General features: G+C 63.9%; 16 protein-coding genes and 1 tRNA gene. 7 read left to right on the top strand and 10 right to left on the bottom strand.

From position 1 onward, the window contains the following. The first annotated feature begins 160 nt into the window (after positions 1–160). Together HG250_RS11575 and HG250_RS11570 are read left to right on the top strand one after the other, a co-directional pair. Complete coding sequence (locus HG250_RS11575; protein WP_170005466.1) at positions 161–649, top strand: hypothetical protein; 489 nt, start codon at positions 161–163, stop codon at positions 647–649. Continuing rightward, positions 649–1,398: a 3'-5' exonuclease family protein gene (locus HG250_RS11570; protein WP_170005465.1), complete on the top strand. Its 750-nt coding sequence runs from the start codon at positions 649–651 to the stop codon at positions 1,396–1,398. The genes HG250_RS11575 and HG250_RS11570 overlap by 1 nt, the downstream gene beginning before the upstream one ends. A 197-nt stretch (positions 1,399–1,595) precedes the next feature. Here the strand turns inward: HG250_RS11570 and HG250_RS11565 are convergent, their stop codons facing one another. The 5 genes from HG250_RS11565 to HG250_RS11545 all read right to left on the bottom strand — a co-directional run bounded on the left by HG250_RS11565 (position 1,596) and on the right by HG250_RS11545 (position 7,396). Next, positions 1,596–3,542 carry a hypothetical protein gene (locus tag HG250_RS11565; RefSeq protein WP_170005464.1) on the bottom strand — a complete coding sequence of 649 codons (1,947 nt, stop codon included), beginning with the start codon at positions 3,540–3,542 and terminating at the stop codon, positions 1,596–1,598. Between the two features lie 145 nt (positions 3,543–3,687). Continuing rightward, a tRNA-Pro gene (locus HG250_RS11560) sits at positions 3,688–3,764 on the bottom strand. A 279-nt stretch (positions 3,765–4,043) separates the two neighbouring features. Next, positions 4,044–4,280, bottom strand: a complete 237-nt coding sequence (locus HG250_RS11555; RefSeq protein ID WP_170005463.1) for a hypothetical protein — start codon at positions 4,278–4,280, stop codon at positions 4,044–4,046. A gap of 657 nt (positions 4,281–4,937) precedes the next feature. Continuing rightward, on the bottom strand, positions 4,938–5,957 hold the full coding sequence (locus tag HG250_RS11550) for a L,D-transpeptidase family protein (protein WP_170005462.1): 1,020 nt from the start codon (positions 5,955–5,957) through the stop codon (positions 4,938–4,940). A gap of 59 nt (positions 5,958–6,016) precedes the next feature. Next, positions 6,017–7,396, bottom strand: a complete 1,380-nt coding sequence (locus tag HG250_RS11545) for a M20/M25/M40 family metallo-hydrolase (RefSeq protein WP_170005461.1) — start codon at positions 7,394–7,396, stop codon at positions 6,017–6,019. A gap of 169 nt (positions 7,397–7,565) precedes the next feature. Here HG250_RS11545 and ettA point away from each other — a divergent pair, with 169 nt between their 5' ends. Next, on the top strand, positions 7,566–9,242 hold the full coding sequence (gene ettA, locus HG250_RS11540; protein WP_170005460.1) for an energy-dependent translational throttle protein EttA: 1,677 nt from the start codon (positions 7,566–7,568) through the stop codon (positions 9,240–9,242). A 52-nt stretch (positions 9,243–9,294) separates the two neighbouring features. Here ettA and HG250_RS11535 read toward each other — a convergent pair whose 3' ends face one another. Further along, complete coding sequence (locus HG250_RS11535) at positions 9,295–9,864, bottom strand: pyridoxamine 5'-phosphate oxidase family protein (RefSeq protein ID WP_170005459.1); 570 nt, start codon at positions 9,862–9,864, stop codon at positions 9,295–9,297. Between the two features lie 203 nt (positions 9,865–10,067). On the opposite strand from HG250_RS11535, the gene HG250_RS11530 reads away from it, so the two are divergent. Further along, positions 10,068–11,078, top strand: a complete 1,011-nt coding sequence (locus HG250_RS11530) for an RcnB family protein (protein WP_170005458.1) — start codon at positions 10,068–10,070, stop codon at positions 11,076–11,078. Between the two features lie 207 nt (positions 11,079–11,285). Then, entirely contained in the window at positions 11,286–11,951 is a 666-nt protein-coding gene (locus HG250_RS11525) for a prolyl hydroxylase family protein (protein ID WP_170005457.1), read from the top strand. 61 nt (positions 11,952–12,012) lie between these two features. On the opposite strand, the gene HG250_RS11520 is transcribed toward HG250_RS11525, so the two are convergent. Then, a complete protein-coding gene (locus HG250_RS11520; protein WP_170005456.1) occupies positions 12,013–13,719 on the bottom strand; it encodes a lysine--tRNA ligase in 1,707 nt (568 codons plus the stop codon). A 323-nt stretch (positions 13,720–14,042) separates the two neighbouring features. Between HG250_RS11520 and HG250_RS11515 the strand changes: the two genes are divergently transcribed. Then, positions 14,043–16,709 (top strand): ATP-dependent DNA helicase, encoded by a 2,667-nt coding sequence (locus HG250_RS11515; protein WP_170005495.1) that lies wholly within the window; start codon positions 14,043–14,045, stop codon positions 16,707–16,709. Then, positions 16,706–17,233 (top strand): SixA phosphatase family protein, encoded by a 528-nt coding sequence (locus HG250_RS11510; protein WP_170005455.1) that lies wholly within the window; start codon positions 16,706–16,708, stop codon positions 17,231–17,233. Before HG250_RS11515 ends, HG250_RS11510 begins: the two co-directional genes overlap by 4 nt. Here the strand turns inward: HG250_RS11510 and HG250_RS11505 are convergent. Genes HG250_RS11505 through ubiA form a run of 3 tightly spaced genes read right to left on the bottom strand, consistent with a single transcriptional unit; the run spans position 17,230 to position 19,102 of the window. Next, positions 17,230–17,544, bottom strand: a complete 315-nt coding sequence (locus tag HG250_RS11505; protein ID WP_170005454.1) for an ArsR/SmtB family transcription factor — start codon at positions 17,542–17,544, stop codon at positions 17,230–17,232. The two genes, HG250_RS11510 and HG250_RS11505, sit on opposite strands and share 4 nt — an antisense overlap. 50 nt (positions 17,545–17,594) lie before the next feature. Next, positions 17,595–18,200, bottom strand: coding sequence for an SOS response-associated peptidase (locus tag HG250_RS11500; RefSeq protein WP_170005453.1), 606 nt, complete (start codon positions 18,198–18,200; stop codon positions 17,595–17,597). Then, the gene (gene ubiA, locus HG250_RS11495; RefSeq protein WP_170005452.1) at positions 18,200–19,102 is read right to left on the bottom strand and encodes a 4-hydroxybenzoate octaprenyltransferase; all 903 of its coding nucleotides are present in this window, start codon (positions 19,100–19,102) and stop codon (positions 18,200–18,202) included. The genes HG250_RS11500 and ubiA overlap by 1 nt, the downstream gene beginning before the upstream one ends. Positions 19,103–19,145 lie beyond the last annotated feature (43 nt).

The following is a 19,145-nucleotide window of genomic DNA, read 5'->3' as shown; positions in this document are numbered from 1 at the left end:
CGGATCGCCTCCAGCGCAACCTTGGCCTTGAACTCCGCGCTGTAGCGCTTTCTCGTCGTCTTCATTCCCGTCCATTCCTCAGGTCGGGATTAGCTTAGCACCCTGTCCAGATTTCCGGGACCACCTCGGTCGCATCGCGTGCGCCGCGTCTTTCACGTCCATGGATGACACGCTGTCGACCTCGTTCAAGATCCGCTCGGCCGTCATTCCGCTTGTGATGTCCCGAGATCAAGCTTCCGATCACGTCGCACATCTCGTTTTATTGGATGCGACTGTGATTATACGCGCCTCCCGCATGCCCCGCGGCCTCGTGCGCCATCTTGCGGGTGGGAAGCCGATGCCATCTCCAACCGACGCGCAAGTGCTAGCGGAGTTGCGACCCGATCTGGACGTACGTCCTATCTCTATGCCGGAAAAAGCGCTGGATACGGTGACGGAATACTTCGGCCTGCACCGTGCAAACAAGGCCGATTTCCTCGCCGAACGGGCCCGGCGGGCCCAGGAGGAAGCGCAGGCGCTCTATCTCGCGCATCTGTTCACCGCAGCAGCCGGGCATGAGCGCGTCCGGCTCGCTGCTGCATACCAGGCTTGGTCGGCCTTGCGGAAAGCGGCACCGCTTGGCGCCTTCGGTTCGGCGGAGGAATTCTGATGGGCAAGTATGTCGCATTTGACGCCGAGTACGCGTGGCGGAATGACTGGTATCGCGCTCACCGGACTTTCGACAAAAAGTCGGACCGTCGGGCGATGGCGGTGAAGGAAGTGGTCGCGTTGACTGCTTATTCCTTCAGCTTCGACGAGCTCGGCACTTTCTCGATCGAAGATCATGCGTCTTGGGTGCAGACCGACTGGGGTGGCGAAGGGGCGATGCTTGAGCAATTCTGCCACTTCCTACGAATGCGCGACCGGCATGCGTTGGTTGGATACGGAAGCCTGGGAACCGATGTCCCACTGCTAAACCTTGCCGCGATGACCGCAGGTGTCCGTCTACCGTACCAGCTTCTCGATTTCGCGGGTCGCTGGGACAAACGTCATACGGACCTCGGCTTGCTGCTGAAGGGCAGAGGGAAATCGTGGATTCACCTTTCCCAATTGGCGATCCGGCTCGGCATTCCGGTCGAGCTGGTGTCATCGAAAGCCGATGTGCCGGTGCCATCCACCGCGGCCGAGTGGCAGCAGCTGCGCGAGCACGTGGAAGCCGACGCGCTGCTCGTCGCTCTCGTCTGGTCCGCGTGGTTGTGTACACAGGGAACGCCCGGTATCCGGTATGCGACGGCAGCGATTGCGCACATCGCCGCATTCCGGAGAAGGCGACCCGAACATCGGCTTGGGGCGGTCTTGGCCCGTTTCCAAAGTCAGCTGGAGCGGGAGGTGGCAGACCAACTAGCGATCGCAGCGTGAATTCGGGGGTGTTCGTGGCAGGACGGCCACCCCTTTTTCGTCGTTTATTTCAGTCCCGCTTCTTCGGGGGTGCACCGAAGCGGCTACGATGCGGCAATGGCAGGATTCTCAGTGCCTGGGGTTCGAGGTGGTTGGTGATAACCGTGATGCGGCTCTCCATTAGATCGCGGGCTTCTCCAAGTGCAACGTATTGGTCCTCACTCAGCTCGCGAAAGCTGTAGTGCAGGCCGTTCGTCCCCGTCCGCGCGTGCGTGACCCATGATATCGGCGCGCACGGTGTCCGGCACGTTTTCGACGGCGTAGAACCCGCTGCCGGTCTTGCGGATGCTATGGAGGTCCACTCCTTTTCCGTTCAACCCCTTTGGCAAGGTCATCCGCTGCTCGGCCCACGTCATGAGCGGCATCCACGCCCTCTCGCGGAAGTGCGCACCGCCGTTCTTGCGCGTGTTGATCCATAATTCGGGGAAAAGGGCGGCATGGCCTTCTTCGCGCATGGCTTCGACATATGGGCGAAACCCCAGCCGCATGATCTCCCTGTGCAGCGGGATATCGCGGCCTCGCGCGGCCCGTTTCTCACCGAGCAATTCGTCGTCGGTCCCACGCAAGTTGTTGTTCTGAACGGTGACGAACGGGACGGGCGTGTCCAGGCTGACCTCGTCGAGCTTCAGTCCGGCGATCTCGTTTAGGGCAGCGTGGGAGTAATACAGCAACAGCGGCAACCAGTAGCCTGCGTCCTGATAGACATCTTCAGGAGGAGCCGGGTGCAGGCGCTGGAGGTGCCCACGACCCCCGGTCCACACGGGTGCGGTGAACAAATCACGCAGCTGACTGACTTTCCACGGCGGCCTGATCGGGGTTGTACCCTTCGGCTTTGCATTGCGGATGAGCGCGCGAGTGAACTTAAGCACCTCGTTATTAGGGATAATCGGTGCCCACTCGTTCTGTGCAAGGTATCCGGCAACGGTCGACATATAGGACAGGTCGCGGTTGATCGTGACCGGCTGGCGAGGGACGAAAGGCTTCACTTTCGACTTGTCCGTCGCGCGCTCGTAAGCGACCTTTTCGGCGTTAATCCTCTTGGCCACCTTTTCGTAGGGTTGGTCGAAGTGCTCTTTCCACTGGAAACCCTTGGGAAGCAGTTGCAGCGCCTTCTTGAACTCGCCCACGTCGAGATGGGTGGAGTCGCCCAAGGCCTTGTCGCCGGTGATCCAGGAAAAGCTGCGCATCACCCGCATCTGCTGGCTGATGTCCCCGGTCCAGCGTTTCTCGGCCTTCATCGCGGCGGCGACCTCTTCGATCACTTCGCTGAACCGCCGTGTGCTGTGAACGAGGAAGCGACTATTTGCTGGAGTCGCGGATACAGGGTCCGACGTGGTGACGGCGGCGGGAACGGTGGTGCTGGCCGGTGCAGCGGCGGATTGAACGGAAATTGCGGTCGGCAAAGCTCCCGCCAGTCCCGCTGGACGGAAGCTCTCGTCTCGGGCCCGCCGCGCCAAGGCGGCGCCGGGATCGATGGCATCTTGGATCTCGGAATCGAGATAGCGAGAGGCCAGTTCGTGCGCGCGCCCGTGAGCGCGGGTTATGACGGCGGCGATAGCGCCGTAGCTCGCCCGGCTGGGAAGCATACCAAACGCAGCAATCCATTCTTCGATCAGCGCAGTCGCCACATGGTCCGGGTGGGCATAGCGGTCGAGATCGGCCGCAACACCCTCGATGCTATTTTCGTTGAACCCTTGCGAAAGCAGTCGCCGACGCTCTTGTTCACCGATTTCGCGCGCAGCCACCGGTCGCTGTGCCAGCCGAAAGGCTGCCGCTGCGGTCCGGTAGGAACCGGCGACCGATTGCGGGTCGTCGGTGGCATGAAAACCAAGCAGGAGATCGTCGAGACACGTTCGCAGCTCGGCGTCGAAGATCTCATCGATCATCGCCTGTGTCAGGCGGTCGCCCCGCTCGATGAACATTGCGACCCTCCCGGCCAATTCGGTGAAGCGCACCGACAGACCGGCTGCACGGTGGCGGGCAAGCGCGGGTTCGCGCGTACCCAGCGCCATTGTAACGTGCGCGTGTAGGGATTCGGTTAACCGTGCCCGGCGGCGAAAGTAGTAGCGGCCGGACTGAATATAGGTGTGGGGTATCGATGCCATTGTCGGCTCCTTGTCGGAGACCGGCAGGGGCGCCTTTCCTGAACGGGGTTGGCTAGGAAATGGCTAGCTAATTGCCCACGTCGTTGGCTAGGCGATCTGAACCGGCCAGTGAAAGCCGTTTCAGAACAGTCATTTACGTGAAGAATGGTCGGGGAGACAGGATTCGAACCTGCGACCCTCTGCTCCCAAAGCAGATGCGCTACCAGGCTGCGCCACTCCCCGACGGCTCGTCGCCTAGCCGTTTCCACCTGCGGACTGAACCCCTAATCGTGCAGGGCGGAAAAAAGCACGCTGCAGGAAGCCAGCAGCAGGATCGAGCGGCCCCGCCGGTCCAGATCGCGCCGCTGAAAGTGCTCTGAATGGGCAGCAAACCGGCCGCAGCAAGGCGCAAATGCGTGCCGAGAGGTATGCGCATCGTGGCCGCGTCGTCGCCGCGCAACGTCCGCACCGCTGCATCGCCCAGGCCCAGCAGGCAAGCGGCCAGCCGGACGAGCGGCAGGTTCAACGCTCCGCACCACAATCCGATGGCAGCGAACAGTTGGCATCGCCGCCGCCCAACCCAACCCGCCTCCTGATCCGGCGATAGGCCGCAGCGACGGCCCATGCGATGGCGGTTTCTGATGACGGTTCCTGCGGCAATTTCACGACCTGGCGCAATCGGCCTCCGCCCTGCACCGTGCCGTCGGGATCCAGCACCAGCAACCGGCCCGCCTGAAGCAGCAAAGCATTGATCAGCATGCATGACTGCGGATGCTTCGGCCGCTGCAACCATAGAGGCGGCAGGGGCGGGCACTCGCATCGATCACCATTGCGAGCAGGCCAATTTTGCTCGGTGCTTTCGGCGAAAGGTCACCTGCAAACGTCATGTCTGCGCAGCCAGTCAGCAGCGCGACAGCGCCAGGATGAAACCATGATGACGAAGCGCATATGCCGCTGGGCCGTCAGCATCACTCTTGCCATGGCCCTGGATCTTCCCTGCGCGCCCAGCGCCAGCGTTGCGGTCGAACCATCGACAAGTCGCAGCAGCACCTCTGCATCGTCTGGCAGTCGGCCCGCTCACGCGATGACGGCGCAGGAATCTCCGGCGGCGTGATCGTAGCAAAAAGCGGCGGTACCATCGGGCCGAAACTGACGAACCATTTGTGGCGGACCGACCGGTTACAGTGGATCCGGATGTAAGGACTCGCGAGTGCGGTATCCGATGACACCGTTCGAAGCCAGAAATTGTGGGCTGAGATCGACCGGGCCGGCGGCCTTCGTCATGCCGGCCGGTCGCATGGTCCAACAATGGGATCGAGCTTGCAAAAAAGGGCGGATCATACGCCCTTTCTTCTGATCCTTTCGCCGGATGCAAGTGGAAACGCCGCTGCATTCACCGCATTGCGCTGCGGATGTTCAGGTGAAAACTACCGTCACGCCCTGCGACACGGCCTTGGAGAGTTCTTCGGCATCCCAGTTCGTCAAGCGGACGCAGCCATGACTGTTACGCTTGCCGACCATCTTGGGATCGGGGCTGCCGTGGATGCCATACCCTTCCTTGCTGAGGTCGATCCATGTGCCGCCGACCGGATTATTGGGACCGGCGGCAATCGTCAGATTACGGTCGGGACCCCACTCGCGCCCTTCGGGGCTGAAGTAATACTTCGGAGCAGGCGCGACGGCTACGACGGTCATGCTGCCGCTGGGGCTGGGGAATTCGCCGCTGCCGATCGTTGCGGGATAGCTGGCGACGATCTTGCCCGATGCATCCATCGCGACCACGGAATTCTGACCCTTGCGAATCTCGATCCGCGCGACATCGGCGTTCAGCGTTTCGTCACCCTTGGCGATCACGTTGATCGTCTGCCCGGCACGCGAAAAATCGACGCCCGGATTCAGCGCAGCGAGGAAGTCAGCATCCATGTGGAAGCGTTCCGCAAGCATTTCCTGCGCGGATTCATACCCCAGACTGTCCAGTTCGGCCTTGGCTTCGAAATCTGCCGGAACATCGGTCCAGCTGCGGTTCACGTCTTCGGAACTGATCGTGTAGGTCTGGAACACGTCGCCTCCCTGCGTGTCGAGCAGCGAGCGCAGCAAATCGCCATCGACATTGCCGCCGGAACCGAGGCCATTCGCACGGCGATAGGCGTCGATCGCCCGGCGCGTGTTCCCGCCGCCGTAACCATCGACCACGCCCGGAGAATGACGGCTCCGGTCCAGCATGGTCTGCACCGCGATCATCTGGGCGTCGCGCTTGCCAAGCATGCTCGCCGTGATACCGTCAGGCAGGGTAACGCTGAGCGAATTGCTGCGCGCACGATCGGCAGAACTGGTTTGCTCCGACCCGGAGGACGCCTGGGCGAGCGCAGTCAGGGGAATGGCGAGAGCGGTTGCAGGAAGGGCGAGAGCGGCCAGCGGCAGGAGTGATATTTTCATAATCCCCTAACGCCGCGATTCCGCCACGGTTCCCCTTTCGTTTCGGCCGTTCCGCAGGCTCAGCGGGCAATCGGCTCCCGCTCGTTCGCCAAAATTCCAACCACTTGCGTCCATACGGCCACATTCTGACGCAGCTGGGCGATGTCGATCTTGTCCAGCGTATCGTCCGGCGTGTGGTGAAGGTCGAAATAGCGCGTGCCGTCCTGCTGCAGGTCGACGATCGCGGTATTCTGTTCGCGGGCGATATCGATGTCCGCCCCGCCGGTCGCGACGATGGCGCTTGGCGCGACGCCGAACGGGGCCACGGCTTCGGCAATGCGGCGATACAGGTCGGGATTGCTTTCGGTGAAATTCGACTGGAACTGCCAGATGCGGTCCGCGCCGAAATCGCTTTCCAGCCCCACGGCGATCGGTTCGTCGGCATGGGCGGCGGCATAGGCCTTGCTGCCCCACAGGCCGGTTTCCTCGGCCCCTGCGAACAGCACGCGGATAGTGCGGAGCGGCTGCCCGGCGGCAGCGACGTGTTTCGCGGCGGCGGCGACGATGCCGCAGCCCGACGCATCGTCCATGGCCCCGGTGCCGAGATCCCAGCTGTCGAGATGGCAAGCGACGAGCACCGGCGGAAGCGCGGGGTTGCGCCCGGTGATTTCGGCGACGACATTGCCGCTTTCTGTCTGGCCGAGGCTGCGCGGCGTGAGCACCAGGTTCATCGTGATCGGGCCGGTAGCCCGCTGAAACATGCGCTCCAGATTGTCGGCATCGGGATTGGACAAGGCGCCAGCCGGAGTCGGCGCGACTCCTGCCGGGAAGCTGGTGCCGCCGGTATGCGGATTGCGGTGATCGTCAGTGCCCACGGAGCGGATGATTGTGGCGACCGCGCCCTTGCTGGCCGCAAGCCCCGGCCCGGTCCAGCGCGCCGGGCCGGCAAAGCCATAGCCGGAACCATCCTGCGTCGGCATCATGTCGTGGCTGATGAAGGCGATCTTGCCGGCGAGGCTGCCCGTTGGCGCGGCGACCAGATCGGCATAGTTCAGGAACTGCACGATTTCTGCCGTGATGCCGCCCGGCGGAGTCGCGCTGGTGTTGCCCAGTGCGGTAATATGCATGGCCTGCGGAAAGGGCGAGACGATCGCGGCACGTTCCTCGCCACGGACCCAGGTGTCCATCATGTAGGGTTCGTTCGCCACATTGGCGAAGCCCTGCTGCCGCAGCCAGTTCATCGCCCATTCGCGGCCGCGCGCCTCTGCCGGCGTGCCGGCCTGACGCGGCCCGACCTCGGTCGTGATGCCTTCGGTGAAATCCCAGGCGCTCATGTCGCCCTGCAACGCGGCATGCGCCTGCGCCGCGGCGGGGGCGGAGGGTATAACGGGCTGCTGGGCAGCAAGGGTGGCGGGGACGAGGAACGGCAGTGCAGCGAGGGCGAAAGCGAATTTTTTCATGGCGGGTCTGCTATCGTCGCCCTCGCCACCTGTCCAGCACCGCATTTCCAACGTCACACATGGCTCTGCGATGTCCGCCGTTCACAAGCGTTCTTGCCCCCGGGCGCGACAGACCCTATCTGCGGGCGCGATCCCTTACCCGCGACGACACTAATCCGAAGGACGCCCGATGGCCGCGCAATATGCCTATGTCATGAAGAACATGACGAAAACCTTTCCCGGTGCCCCGAAGCCAGTGCTGAAGGACATCAACCTGCAATTCTACCAGGGGGCCAAGATCGGCATCGTCGGCCCCAACGGCGCGGGCAAGTCGACGCTGATGAAGATCATGGCCGGGATCGATACCGAATATCAGGGCGAGGCCTGGGCCGGTGAGAACATCACCGTCGGCTATCTGCCGCAGGAACCGCATCTGGACGAGAGCAAGACGGTTCTTGAAAACGTCAGGGACGGCGCGCGCGAAACGGCCGACATGGTCGATCGCTTCAACGAAATCTCGATGCAGATGGGCGATCCCGATGCCGACGATTTCGATGCGCTGATGGAAGAAATGGGCGATTTGCAGGCCAAGATCGATGCGGTCGACGGGTGGACGCTGGACAACCAGCTTGAAATCGCGATGGAGGCTTTGCGCTGCCCGCCCTCCGATGCAAGTGTCGATAATCTTTCAGGTGGCGAGAAGCGCCGCGTGGCGCTCACCCGCCTGCTGATCCAGAAGCCGTCGATCCTGCTGCTGGACGAACCGACCAACCATCTGGACGCCGAAAGCGTGAACTGGCTGGAAAATCACCTCGCCGAATATGCCGGCGCGGTGCTGATGATCACCCATGACCGCTACTTCCTCGACAATGTCGTCGGCTGGATCCTGGAACTCGATCGCGGGTCATACTACCCTTACGAGGGCAATTACTCGACCTACCTGGAGAAGAAGGCGAAACGGCTGGAGCAGGAGGACCGCGAGGAATCGGGGCGGCAGAAGGCGATTTCCGACGAATTGCAATGGATCCGGCAGGGCTCCAAGGGGCGCCAGACGAAGTCCAAGGCGCGCATCAAGAAATTCGACGAACTGGTCGATGCGCAGAAGGATCGCAAGCCGGGCAAGGCGCAGATCGTCATCCAGGTGCCCGAGCGACTCGGCGGCAAGGTGATCGAAGCGAAGAACCTGACCAAGTCCTTCGGTGACAAGCTGTTGTTCGAGGATCTGTCCTTCATCCTGCCGCCGGGCGGGATCGTGGGCGTGATCGGGCCGAATGGCGCCGGCAAGTCCACCCTGTTCAAGATGATCACGGGGCAGGAGGAGCCGGACAGCGGCTCGATCGAGATCGGCGAGACGGTGCATCTCGGCTATGTCGACCAGAGCCGCGACGATCTGACCGCGAAGCACAATGTCTGGGAGGAAATCTCCGACGGCCTCGATTACATGCAGGTCAATGGTCACGATATGTCGACGCGTGCCTATGTCGGTGCCTTCAACTTCAAGGGTCAGGACCAGCAGAAGAGCGTCGGCAAGCTGTCCGGCGGCGAGCGCAACCGTGTCCATATGGCGAAGATGCTGAAGAAGGGCGGCAACGTCCTGCTGCTGGACGAACCGACCAACGATCTCGACGTCGAAACCCTGCGCGCGCTGGAAGATGCGGTGGAGAATTTCGCCGGTTGCGCCGTGGTCATCAGCCATGACCGCTTCTTTCTCGACAGGCTGGCGACTCACATCCTGGCCTTCGAAGGGGACAGCCACGTCGAATGGTTCGAAGGCAATTTCGAAGCCTATGAAGAAGACAAGCGCCGCCGCCTGGGCGATGCGGCAGACCGCCCGACGCGGCTTGCCTACAAGAAGCTGACGCGCTGAACCCTTGGCGGCTGGCGGCAACCATTCGCCAGCCGCTTGCGATACGGCAAATTCAGGGTGCGACCCAGCCGGCTCCATCCCTGGTCAGGATCGCCCGCCGGTGGCCTTCATGTGCCAGCATGAACCAGTCGATCCGATCAAGCATCACCCGCAGAATCGCGAAGTTCTGCCGCGCATCGGCAAGCTGGTCGTCGGTTGGCTTCCGACCTTCCGCCCATTGCGGCAGCCCCGATGTCGGCGTCTCGCTCGATGAACCCGGCGCGTCGGCGAGATAGCAGCGCCGCGCGTAATTATCCGCAGAAGCCCAGGCAGCATCGGCAACGCGGCCCTCGCGCAGGATTTCGCCCTGCCCGCGCATCCGGATCTGCACCTTCGCCTCGGGGTCATAGGCCAGCACGTGGACCGCCGGATTGGCCGCCAGCGCCGCGACCTTCGGGCTGCGAAAATCCGTGTGGAAGCGCATCGACCAGTCGGCAGGATCGAAATGCCGCAGCACCATGATCCTGATGTCGCCATCCGCCGTGCCGACCGCCGGCACATGCATGGCGCTCCGCCGATTGGCGGCACCTGCGGCAAGCCGTTCCAGCGCATCGAGGCGTGCGGATTCAAGAGTTTCGATCATGTCCGAAAGTTAAGGGGAGTGACGAGGGCAAGGTCAAGCAGCATGGATCGCGCTCGACAATTCTGTTCAGAATCTCCGCTTCCAAGATGAACGGAAGGTATGGCCTTCGGTTCAGACAGCGGTCACCGTATTATGCTAAGCAGATGACAGCAAACAGGAATACAGGCGGCTGTGGTGGACTCGCCTCTCGATGGAGACCCGGCATGACGTTTTCTCATCTTCTGCGAAGCACCGCCTTTTCGGCGCTGGGCATGGCGATGATCGCGACTGCGCTCCCTGCACAGGCAGCGACGGCAGCTGACAGCGCTGCCAGCGAAGCGCAGCAGCGCGAGCAGCGTGAGCGCATTCGAGACCGCAGCATCTCACGGCAGGAACGAGGCGAGGCGCGCAGCCAGGAACGCCGTGACCAGCGCCAGCGTGCACGCGTGGAAACGCGAAACGAACAGCGGCGGGATGTTCGTGAGCGGGCGGAACAGCGTCAGGCGCAGGCCGAGGCCATTCGGCAGGCGCGCCAGCAACAGCAACAGGCGCTGCGTGATAACCGCGGCGATCGCGGCGTCAACCGGCAACGTGCCGAGATCGACCGCCGTCTTGCCGAACGCGGTATCAGCCGCCCTGCTCCGAGCGGACGCGATTATGTGGAGCGCGAACGCAATCGCAGCTATGTCGATCGCAGGCGCACCGAAAATCGGGATGGCTGGCGGAACAGCGACCGCTATCGCGACCGGAATGAGCGCCGGGACCGGAACGACTGGCGGGACCGTAACAATCGGCGCGATCGCGACGGGCGTTATGGCGACGATCGCTACGACAGGAACCGCGGTGACTGGCGCGACGACAATCGCTACGATTACCGTGACGACCGCGGCGATTATCGAGGTGGCAGGTATGGCGACAATCGCCGGTGGGATCGTCGCGCCTGGCGTCAGAACCAGCGGTACGACTGGCAGCGTTACCGGGCGGCGAACCGGCATCAGTACCGCCTCGGCCGCTATTACGCGCCCTATCGCGGTTACAGCTACAACCGCATCGGCATCGGCATCCAGCTGGGCTCGGCATTCTACGGCAGCCGGTACCGGATCAACGATCCATGGCAATATCGCCTGCCCGAGGTTTACGGCCCTTATCGCTGGACCCGCTATTATGACGATGTCCTGCTGGTGAATATCTACACCGGCGAAGTGGTGGATGTGATCTACGACTTCTTCTGGTGACAGTAACCGGTTTTCCTGCCGGTTTTGAGTGACCCGGCCGGAAAGGAACCCCGTCAGTCCGATCCGCAAGCCGGATCGCGGCTGGCGGGGTTTTTTTCATTCCGGGGCATAAAGTTCGATCCGATGTCGAGTGTATTCTGCCGGCGTCCCGGATTGCTTCCTGCCTTCATCTTGCACCCGGTGGCAGGATGATTATGACATCGGCCCATGAACAGACCGGCCATTCCCGACCAGGATGCACTGCGCCGCGTCGGCGCAAGCGTTCGTGCACGCCTCGCCGATGATCCGAAGGTCTACACGGTGCCCACCGACATTGCCGAACTGTTCGCTGTCGGGGATTTCCTGACGCAGGCGGAATGCCGGCGGCTGATTTCCATGATCGATCAGGTGGCCCAGCCAAGCAAACTCTATGAAGGCGAATATGGCGAGGATTTTCGCACCTCCTATTCCGGCAATCTCGACCGCACCGACCCATTCGTTCGCGGCATAGCGCGCCGGATCGACGACCTGCTCGGCGTGGATGGCGAGACGGGAGAGGCCATCCAGGGCCAGCGCTATCTGCCGGGCCAGCAGTTCAAGCCGCATAATGACTGGTTCTATCCCGATCAGGATTACTGGCCGATGGAGCGGAAGAATGGCGGTCAGCGCGCGTGGACGGCGATGGCCTTCCTGAACGAGGTGGAAGCCGGCGGGGCGACGCATTTCACCGAGATCGGCATAAATATCGAACCCAGGCCCGGCGTCCTGCTGGTCTGGAACAATGCCCTGCCCGATGGCGCGCCGAACGAAGGGACGATGCACGCCGGCACGCCGGTGGAAAAGGGCGTCAAATACGTGATCACCCGCTGGTATCGCACGCGGCGCTGGGGGTGAACGGACCTGCGCGGGAGCTTCGCGTTCTCCGCCGCCGCGAGCGCCGCCGCCTATTGCCTTGCTAGAGTGCGGGCTTCTCTCCTGCCTTTTCCAGCGCTTCGGCAATCAGCCTGCGGGTGTTCGCAATGCCGTACAAGGCGATGAAGCTGCCCATCCGCGGCCCCTGGCTGCTGCCCAGCAAGGTTTCATAAAGAGCGCGAAACCAGTCGCGCAGATTATCGAAGCCGTACCGTTCATCCTTGCCGATGTCATAGACCCAGGTCTGGATATCTTCTGCCGCAGTATCCTCGGCCGCACCGGCCAGCCACCCGTCCAGTGCCTGCAACGCGGCGATCTCGCCCCCTTCGGGCGCTCTTTTCGCCAGAGTCGAGGCGACGAAATCGCGGTTGTAGGCGAGCGCGCTCTCGACCAGTTCGCCCAATTCCGAGTGCTGCACAGGATTGGCATCGGGCACGTAATTGGCCAGGTACTGCCAGACCTGCCCGCTTGTCGCCTCCGCGCCCAAGACACCCACCAGATTGAGCAAGAGACCGAAAGTTACCGGCAGGCTGTCGCCCGCTCCATCTACTGAAGCACCCTCGGCATCGGCCATGTTGGCGCGCAGCAGGTGCCAGGCCGGGTTTCCCAGCTGCTTGTCCAGCGGTTGTTCGGCCAGCCTTTCGCGGAACTGCCAATATTCGTCCACCGCGCGCGGTATGACCCCGCCATGCAATTGCTTGGCGCTTTTCGGGTTGGGGAAGATGTAGAAGCCCAGGCTTTCCTGACTGCCATAGCGCAGCCATTCCTCGATCGTCAGGCCGTTGCCCTTGGACTTGGAGATCTTCTCGCCCTTCTCGTCCAGGAACAATTCGTAGACCAGCCCCTCTGGCTTGCGCCCGCCCAGCACCTGCGCGATCTTGCCCGACTGCACGCCGCTGTCGGTCAGATCCTTGCCATACATCTCGTAATCCACGCCGAGCGCGACCCAGCGCATGGCCCAATCGACCTTCCATTGCAGCTTGGCCTGGCCTCCAAGCGCCGATTGTTCAACCTCGCGGCCATCCTCGTCGGTGAAGCGGATCATACCGGCCTGCGCGTCGATCACCTCGACAGGCACCTGCAGAACAACGCCTGTCGTCGGCGAGATCGGCAGAATGGGCGAATAGGTCTTGCGCCGTTCCTCCCGCAGGGTCGGCAGCATGATGTCGAGGATCGCCTGATCATGCGCCAGCACATTACGCAGCGCATCGTCGAATGCGCCAGAATTGTATCGCTCGCTGGCCGAGACGAATTCGTAATTGAAGCCGAACCGGTCGAGGAATTCCCGCAGCCGCGCGTTGTTATGCGCGCCGAAGCTTGCATGCGTGCCGAAGGGGTCGGGAATGCGGCTGAGCGGCTTGCCGAGATGGGTCTTCAGCATTTCCGCATCGGGCACGTTGTCCGGCACTTTGCGCAGGCCGTCCATGTCGTCGCTGAAGGCGACCAGCCGGGTCGGCGCACCGGTCAGCGCCTCATAGGCGCGGCGAACGAAGGTGGTGCGGAGCACTTCCTGGAACGTGCCGATATGCGGCAGGCCGGAGGGTCCGTAGCCGGTTTCGAACAGCACCGGAACCAGATTGCCATCCGCGTCGCGCTTGCCATCGGGGTAACGCCTGGCAAGGCGCTGGGCCTCCTGAAAAGGCCAGGCCTTGGATGAGCGGGCGGCGTCGCTGAGGGTTGGGGCGCTTGAGGTCGGGGTGCTGGGGGTCGGGGTGCTCGGAGTCGGGGTGCTGGGGGTCGGATCGGTCATGGCCGTGGCTTTCGCGCAAGCCGTGCCTTTAGGCAAGACCGCTCTGCCGTGCTGGCCAGCGCCAATGAGTGGTACGGGGAAGCGGGGAAACAAGGCCGCAGGGCGTTGCCTTTCCGTTCCGCCGCCACCATGAAAGCAAGGTGTCGACAGCAGGTAAACCAAGCGCAGAAGGCGGTGCGGCATCGGCCGGACCGGCCAGCCCGTCCGACGCGCCGTGCGAGGCACCGCTGGCCGGCCTGCCCGCCCTGCATGCCAGCCATGCCGGAACCTGGATAGCGCAGCCGGATGGCGCCATTCGCGGCGTGTCCAAGGGCGAGGCGATCATGGCGGCATCCGATACGCCGGTCCTGCTGCTGAATGCACCGCTGGTGGCGAACCGGCTGGGCTATCCTGACCTCTCCGGTCTCGATCTGCTGGAACTGTTCGCTTTCGTTCACCCGGCGCGGTTCTGCACACCGACGCCGAAGGGGCTGGCCCATGCGCTCGGCCTGCGCGAGGCGGAAAGCGACGACGGGGTGCCGCATCTGCTGCAAAGGGCAGCGGGAGTCCTGCTTGCCACCTGCGCCGATCCCGCATGGCGCGAACGGGCCGGCGCGTGGACCACGCTGCAATCCCTGATGCGGCTGCGCTGGCCATGGGCGCAAATCATCTCTTCCCATGTTGCCAAGCCGGAGAAAGCCGAAAAATGGCTCTTCTCGACTTTGCCCGAATGGGAGGAAGCGCCGGAACGCCCCCAGCCATCGCTGGTGCTGATCGGCGAGGAGGAAATCGCCGGCCAGCTTGCCCGGTTGACCGGAGAAGGTGCCGAACAGCGCGAAGGCCAGCAGGGTTACGCACGCGATGCCGGAGCGATCTTCGCCCCGCGCGCGCAGAAGGGAAAGCCGCACCTGCTGCTGGCGCAGGCGGGAACGGGCATCGGCAAGACGCTCGGCTATCTCGCGCCCGCGTCGCTCTGGTCCGGCGCGGCGCAGGGCACGGTCTGGGTTTCGACCTTCACCAAGAACCTGCAACGCCAGCTGCGCCGCGAAAGCCATCGGGCCTGGCCCGAACGGCGGAGCGACGGTTCTCCGCCAGTCGTCGTGCGCAAGGGACGCGAGAATTATCTTTGCCTGCTGAATCTGGAGGATGCGCTGCAAGGCGGTTTCGCCGGACGCCCGGCGGTGCTTGCCCAGCTGGTCGCACGCTGGGCCGCTTATTCGCAGGATGGCGACATGATCGGCGGCGACCTGCCCGGCTGGCTCGGCACCCTGTTCCGCAAGCGGGGCATCGCGGCGCTGACCGACCAGCGCGGCGAATGTATCTATGCCGGTTGCCCGCATTACCGAAAATGTTTCATCGAACGCGCCGCGCGCGACAGTGCCCAGGCCGATCTGGTGATCGCCAATCACGCGCTGGTGATGATCAATGCCGCGCGTTCCGGCACGCGCGACCCGGCGCAGCGCCCCACGCGTATCATCTTCGATGAAGGCCACCATGTTTTCGATGCGGCGGATTCGACCTTCGCCGCCGCCCTGACCGGGCAGGAATGTATCGAGCTTCGCCGCTGGATCATGGGCCCGGAACGGAATTCGCGCGGGCGGCGGCGGGGTCTTGCGGCCAGGCTCTCCGATGTCGCCGGCTATGACGAAGCGGCCGGCATTGCCGTAGCCGATGCGGTGGCTGCGGCAGAGGCGCTGCCGGGGGACGGCTGGCTGCAGCGCCTGAACGAGGGGGAAGCGTTCGGCCCCCTCGAGGCGCTGCTCGGTGCGGTACGCGCGGCCACCTACGCCCGTGACGAGAGCGGCGGCCAGGAACTCGGCTATGGCATCGAGACCGAAGTCGCCGGGCTGGATGGGCCGATCGTGCAGATCGCGGGCGAGGCGCAGGAGGCGCTGGCAGCGATTCGCCAGCCGCTGGTCAGGCTGGCGCTGCGGCTGGAGACGATCCTGCAGGAGCCACCCGACTGGCTGGACGGCCAGGGCCGCGCCCGCATCGAAGGCGCGCGCCATTCGCTTGCCTGGCGCATCGACCTGATCGCCGCATGGGAGGCCCTGCTGAACAGGTTGGGCGGCCCCGCCGATCCGGAATTCGTCGACTGGCTCGCCGTGGACAGGTCCGATTCGCGGGAATTCGACATCGGCATCCACCGCCGCTGGCTCGACCCGATGAAGCCCTTCGCCAAGACCGTGCTCGAACCGGCGCACGGCGTGATGCTGACCAGCGCGACTCTGACCGACCGGGGGGCCGAGGGTGCCGAATGGGACAGCGCCATCGCCCGGAGCGGCGCGCTGCATCTCGACGTCGTCCCCTCGCTCGGCAGCGCGGTCAGCCCGTTCGATTACGCCAGCAATGCCGAAGTGCTCATCGTCACGGACATTCGGAAGGGCGACATTCCCGCCCTTGCCGGGGCATACGCACGCCTGATCGAGGCCGCGGGCGGCGGCGTGCTGGGCCTGTTCACCGCGATTCGCCGCCTGCGCGCGGTGCACGGCCGCATCGCCGACCGGCTGGCGCGCGAAGGCCTGCCACTGTTCGCCCAGCATGTGGACCCGATCGATACGGGTACGCTGGTGGATATTTTCCGCGACGATCCGCTGGCGTCGCTGCTCGGCACCGACGCGCTGCGCGACGGTGTCGATGTGCCGGGCGCTTCGCTGCGCTGCGTTGTGCTGGAACAGGTGCCGTGGCCCAAGCCGAACATTCTCCACCGCGCCCGCCGCGCCGCAGCACGGGAACTGCCGGGCGGCGGAAAGGCATTCGACGACCGGATCATCCGGGCGAAACTGGCCCAGGCATTCGGGCGGCTGATCCGCAGCCGCGACGATCGCGGGCATTTCGTCGTTCTGTCCCCGGCCTTTCCCAGCCGATTGCTGACGGCATTCCCACCCGGCACGCCGGTCATCCGGTTGGGACTGGAAGAGGCTTTACAACGGGTGGCCGCTGGTGTTCATCCCGAAGCCTGTACGGCGTGGCATCCTGCTGCCCCGATGGATGGGAGCGGGCCACGATGAAAATGCTCGGCCTGATGCGGCACGCCAAGAGCGATTTCGACGATAGCGGCACGCGCGATTTCGACCGCGGGCTGAACGAACGCGGATGCCGTGGCGCGCGGCTCATGGGCGACCATATAAGAACGCATGGCGTGAACTGGGGCCGCCTGCTCGCCAGCCCGGCGCAGCGCGTGAAGCAGACGTTGCAGCATGCCCTTCCCGATCTCGAGCCGCAATTCGACAAACGCCTTTATCTCGCCAGTTCCGACACGATCCTCGATGTCATTCGCGAATATGCCGCAGATGCGGACAGCATTCTGCTGGCCGGACATAATCCGGGTCTGCACGAGGTGCTTTTCGCCATGGTGCCGCCAGACCGCGAGACCGATCTTTTCGGAGAAGCGGCCACCAAGTTCCCGACCGCAAGTTTCGCCGCGCTGACCCTCGACATCGACGATTGGGCCGACATTGCCGCAGGGTGCGGGCGGCTGACGCATTTCGCCCGGCCGCGCGATCTCGATCCGGACCTCGGGCCAGAATTCTAGACCCTCTTATCAGCAGGATCGGGCCGATAGCCCGCCAGTTCCTGCAGCCGCATATCCTCGAATTTGTGAAGCCAGCGGTTGACGATCCGGCTGAGCGGCATCGGGTTGAGATAGTGACGCCTGAACCGCCCCTCCCGCCGACTGGCGACCAGATTAGCGTCCTCCAGCACCCGCAGATGCTTGGCAACGCCCTGCCGCGTCATGTGCATGCCTTCGCAAAGCTGCGCCAGTGTCAGCCCGCCTGTTTCGCACAAGCGGTCGAGGAGGCGGCGGCGGGCGGGATCGGCCAGGGCCGAGAACAGATCGCTCATGCCGCTGCTTATGCAACTGCGCGGTTGCCGGTCAAGCTGACCAGCGGTGCTTATCCCCGGCCCGCCCAGGGTTCTGACGTGCGCTCCAGCACCAGCGGACCGTCCCACGGGCGGCAGAGGTCCAGCGCCTCCCCAGGCGCGGCAGCGGTCCAGATTGCGCGATCATCATCTGCGATCAGCACCGGCATCCGGTCGTGAACGTCGGCATATCGCTGCACGCATTCCGTCATCACCATGGAATAGACGTTGCCCCATTCGGCGCTGTTGCGCCATATGCCCGCCGCTGTGAACATTCCACCGTCCGGCATGGCGAACCAGCTGCGCGTCTTGGCGCCCTTCGGCCCCTCCGCCTCGGCCCAGCCGTTCAGCGGGATCAGGCAGCGGCGCTCGACAAAGCTCGAACGCCAGAAGCCGCCCCCCAGTTTCTCGGCACGGGCGTTATTGACCGGGCGCGGCTTCAGCACCTGTCCGCGCGCGCCCTTCACCTGCAAGGGAAACCCCCAATGCATGGCTCGCAGACGTCCATCGGCGATGACCACGCCGGGACAGCCGGGGTAGATCTCGGCTGCGAGATTCGCTCCACCCGCTGTATTCCGCACCTCGAACCATTGCGCCAGCTCGTCGCCGCTCTTCGTCATGCGGTACAGGTTGCACATCAGGCATTCCCGACCACGAAGCACGCGGCTGCCATCAGCGCCCCGGCCACGCGGTTCGACCGGAACCTGCCCAGCGGATTGGCGGCGTCGGCCGTATCAAGTGTGATCACCTGCCAGCCGAGGTGAAGCGCCACCGGCAACAATGCCAGCAAGGCGAGCAGATCGTGCCGCAGGAGCCAGAAGCCGAGCATCCACAGGCCCATGGCACCAGCATAGAACAGCGCGATCCCGGCCTGCACATTCTTGCCCAGCCGCAAGGCGCTGGACCGGATGCCGACCAGCGCATCGTCTTCCCGGTCCTGCAGGGCGTAGATCGTGTCATAGCCGATGACCCACAGCACCGCCCCGGCATATATGGGCAGAACAATGTCGAAGCGCATGTCGCGCAAGGCCACCCAGCCAACGGGCAGCCCCCAGGTGAAAACCAGCCCCAGCCACGCCTGCGGCCACCAGGTGATCCGCTTCATGAAGGGGTAGGCCGCCACAAGCAGCAGACTGCCCAATGCGACCAGCTGCGCTTCCCACCGCAATTGCAACAGGACGACCAGCCCGATCAGGCACAATGCGCCAAGCCAGAGCCATGCCGTGCGCCTGCTGACGCGTCCGCTCGCAACCGGGCGGCTGGCGGTGCGGGCCACCTGCGCGTCCAGCTTTGCATCGACGATATCATTATAGACACAGCCCGCGCCGCGCATGGCGACCGCGCCCAGCAGCAGCCAGCCCAGCAGTTCCACCTGCACCCCCGCGCCCGTCAGCCAGACACCCCAGGCGCAGGGCCAGAAGAGCAGCCACCAGCCGATCGGCCGGTCGAACCTTGCGAGCATGGCAAGGTCGCGCAACGGCTGCGGCAGGCGGGCGACCAGTCCGCGATGTTCGCTGTCGGGCACGATCTGGTCGGTCATCTTGCGCTGCCGGTCATGTGCAGGGTTCGTCGCTTTTCATCAC

This window comes from Pseudopontixanthobacter vadosimaris, from assembly GCF_012979275.1.
Classification (GTDB): Bacteria; Pseudomonadota; Alphaproteobacteria; order Sphingomonadales; family Sphingomonadaceae; genus Pseudopontixanthobacter; species Pseudopontixanthobacter vadosimaris.
Note: the sequence above shows the minus strand (reverse complement) of the source record. Positions and strands in the feature narration are given on the sequence as shown.

Excerpts from the sequence above, each read along its gene's own strand:
- HG250_RS11575 (WP_170005466.1), top strand. The coding sequence starts at position 161 with ATGGATGACACGCTGTCGACCTCGTTCAAGATCCGCTCGGCCGTCATT.
- HG250_RS11570 (WP_170005465.1), top strand. The coding sequence starts at position 649 with ATGGGCAAGTATGTCGCATTTGACGCCGAGTACGCGTGGCGGAATGAC.
- HG250_RS11565 (WP_170005464.1), bottom strand. The coding sequence starts at position 3,542 with ATGGCATCGATACCCCACACCTATATTCAGTCCGGCCGCTACTACTTT.
- HG250_RS11555 (WP_170005463.1), bottom strand. The coding sequence starts at position 4,280 with ATGCTGATCAATGCTTTGCTGCTTCAGGCGGGCCGGTTGCTGGTGCTG.
- HG250_RS11550 (WP_170005462.1), bottom strand. The coding sequence starts at position 5,957 with ATGAAAATATCACTCCTGCCGCTGGCCGCTCTCGCCCTTCCTGCAACC.
- HG250_RS11545 (WP_170005461.1), bottom strand. The coding sequence starts at position 7,396 with ATGAAAAAATTCGCTTTCGCCCTCGCTGCACTGCCGTTCCTCGTCCCC.
- ettA (WP_170005460.1), top strand. The coding sequence starts at position 7,566 with ATGGCCGCGCAATATGCCTATGTCATGAAGAACATGACGAAAACCTTT.
- HG250_RS11535 (WP_170005459.1), bottom strand. The coding sequence starts at position 9,864 with ATGATCGAAACTCTTGAATCCGCACGCCTCGATGCGCTGGAACGGCTT.
- HG250_RS11530 (WP_170005458.1), top strand. The coding sequence starts at position 10,068 with ATGACGTTTTCTCATCTTCTGCGAAGCACCGCCTTTTCGGCGCTGGGC.
- HG250_RS11525 (WP_170005457.1), top strand. The coding sequence starts at position 11,286 with ATGAACAGACCGGCCATTCCCGACCAGGATGCACTGCGCCGCGTCGGC.
- HG250_RS11520 (WP_170005456.1), bottom strand. The coding sequence starts at position 13,719 with ATGACCGATCCGACCCCCAGCACCCCGACTCCGAGCACCCCGACCCCC.
- HG250_RS11515 (WP_170005495.1), top strand. The coding sequence starts at position 14,043 with ATGGCGGCATCCGATACGCCGGTCCTGCTGCTGAATGCACCGCTGGTG.
- HG250_RS11510 (WP_170005455.1), top strand. The coding sequence starts at position 16,706 with ATGAAAATGCTCGGCCTGATGCGGCACGCCAAGAGCGATTTCGACGAT.
- HG250_RS11505 (WP_170005454.1), bottom strand. The coding sequence starts at position 17,544 with ATGAGCGATCTGTTCTCGGCCCTGGCCGATCCCGCCCGCCGCCGCCTC.
- HG250_RS11500 (WP_170005453.1), bottom strand. The coding sequence starts at position 18,200 with ATGTGCAACCTGTACCGCATGACGAAGAGCGGCGACGAGCTGGCGCAA.
- ubiA (WP_170005452.1), bottom strand. The coding sequence starts at position 19,102 with ATGACCGACCAGATCGTGCCCGACAGCGAACATCGCGGACTGGTCGCC.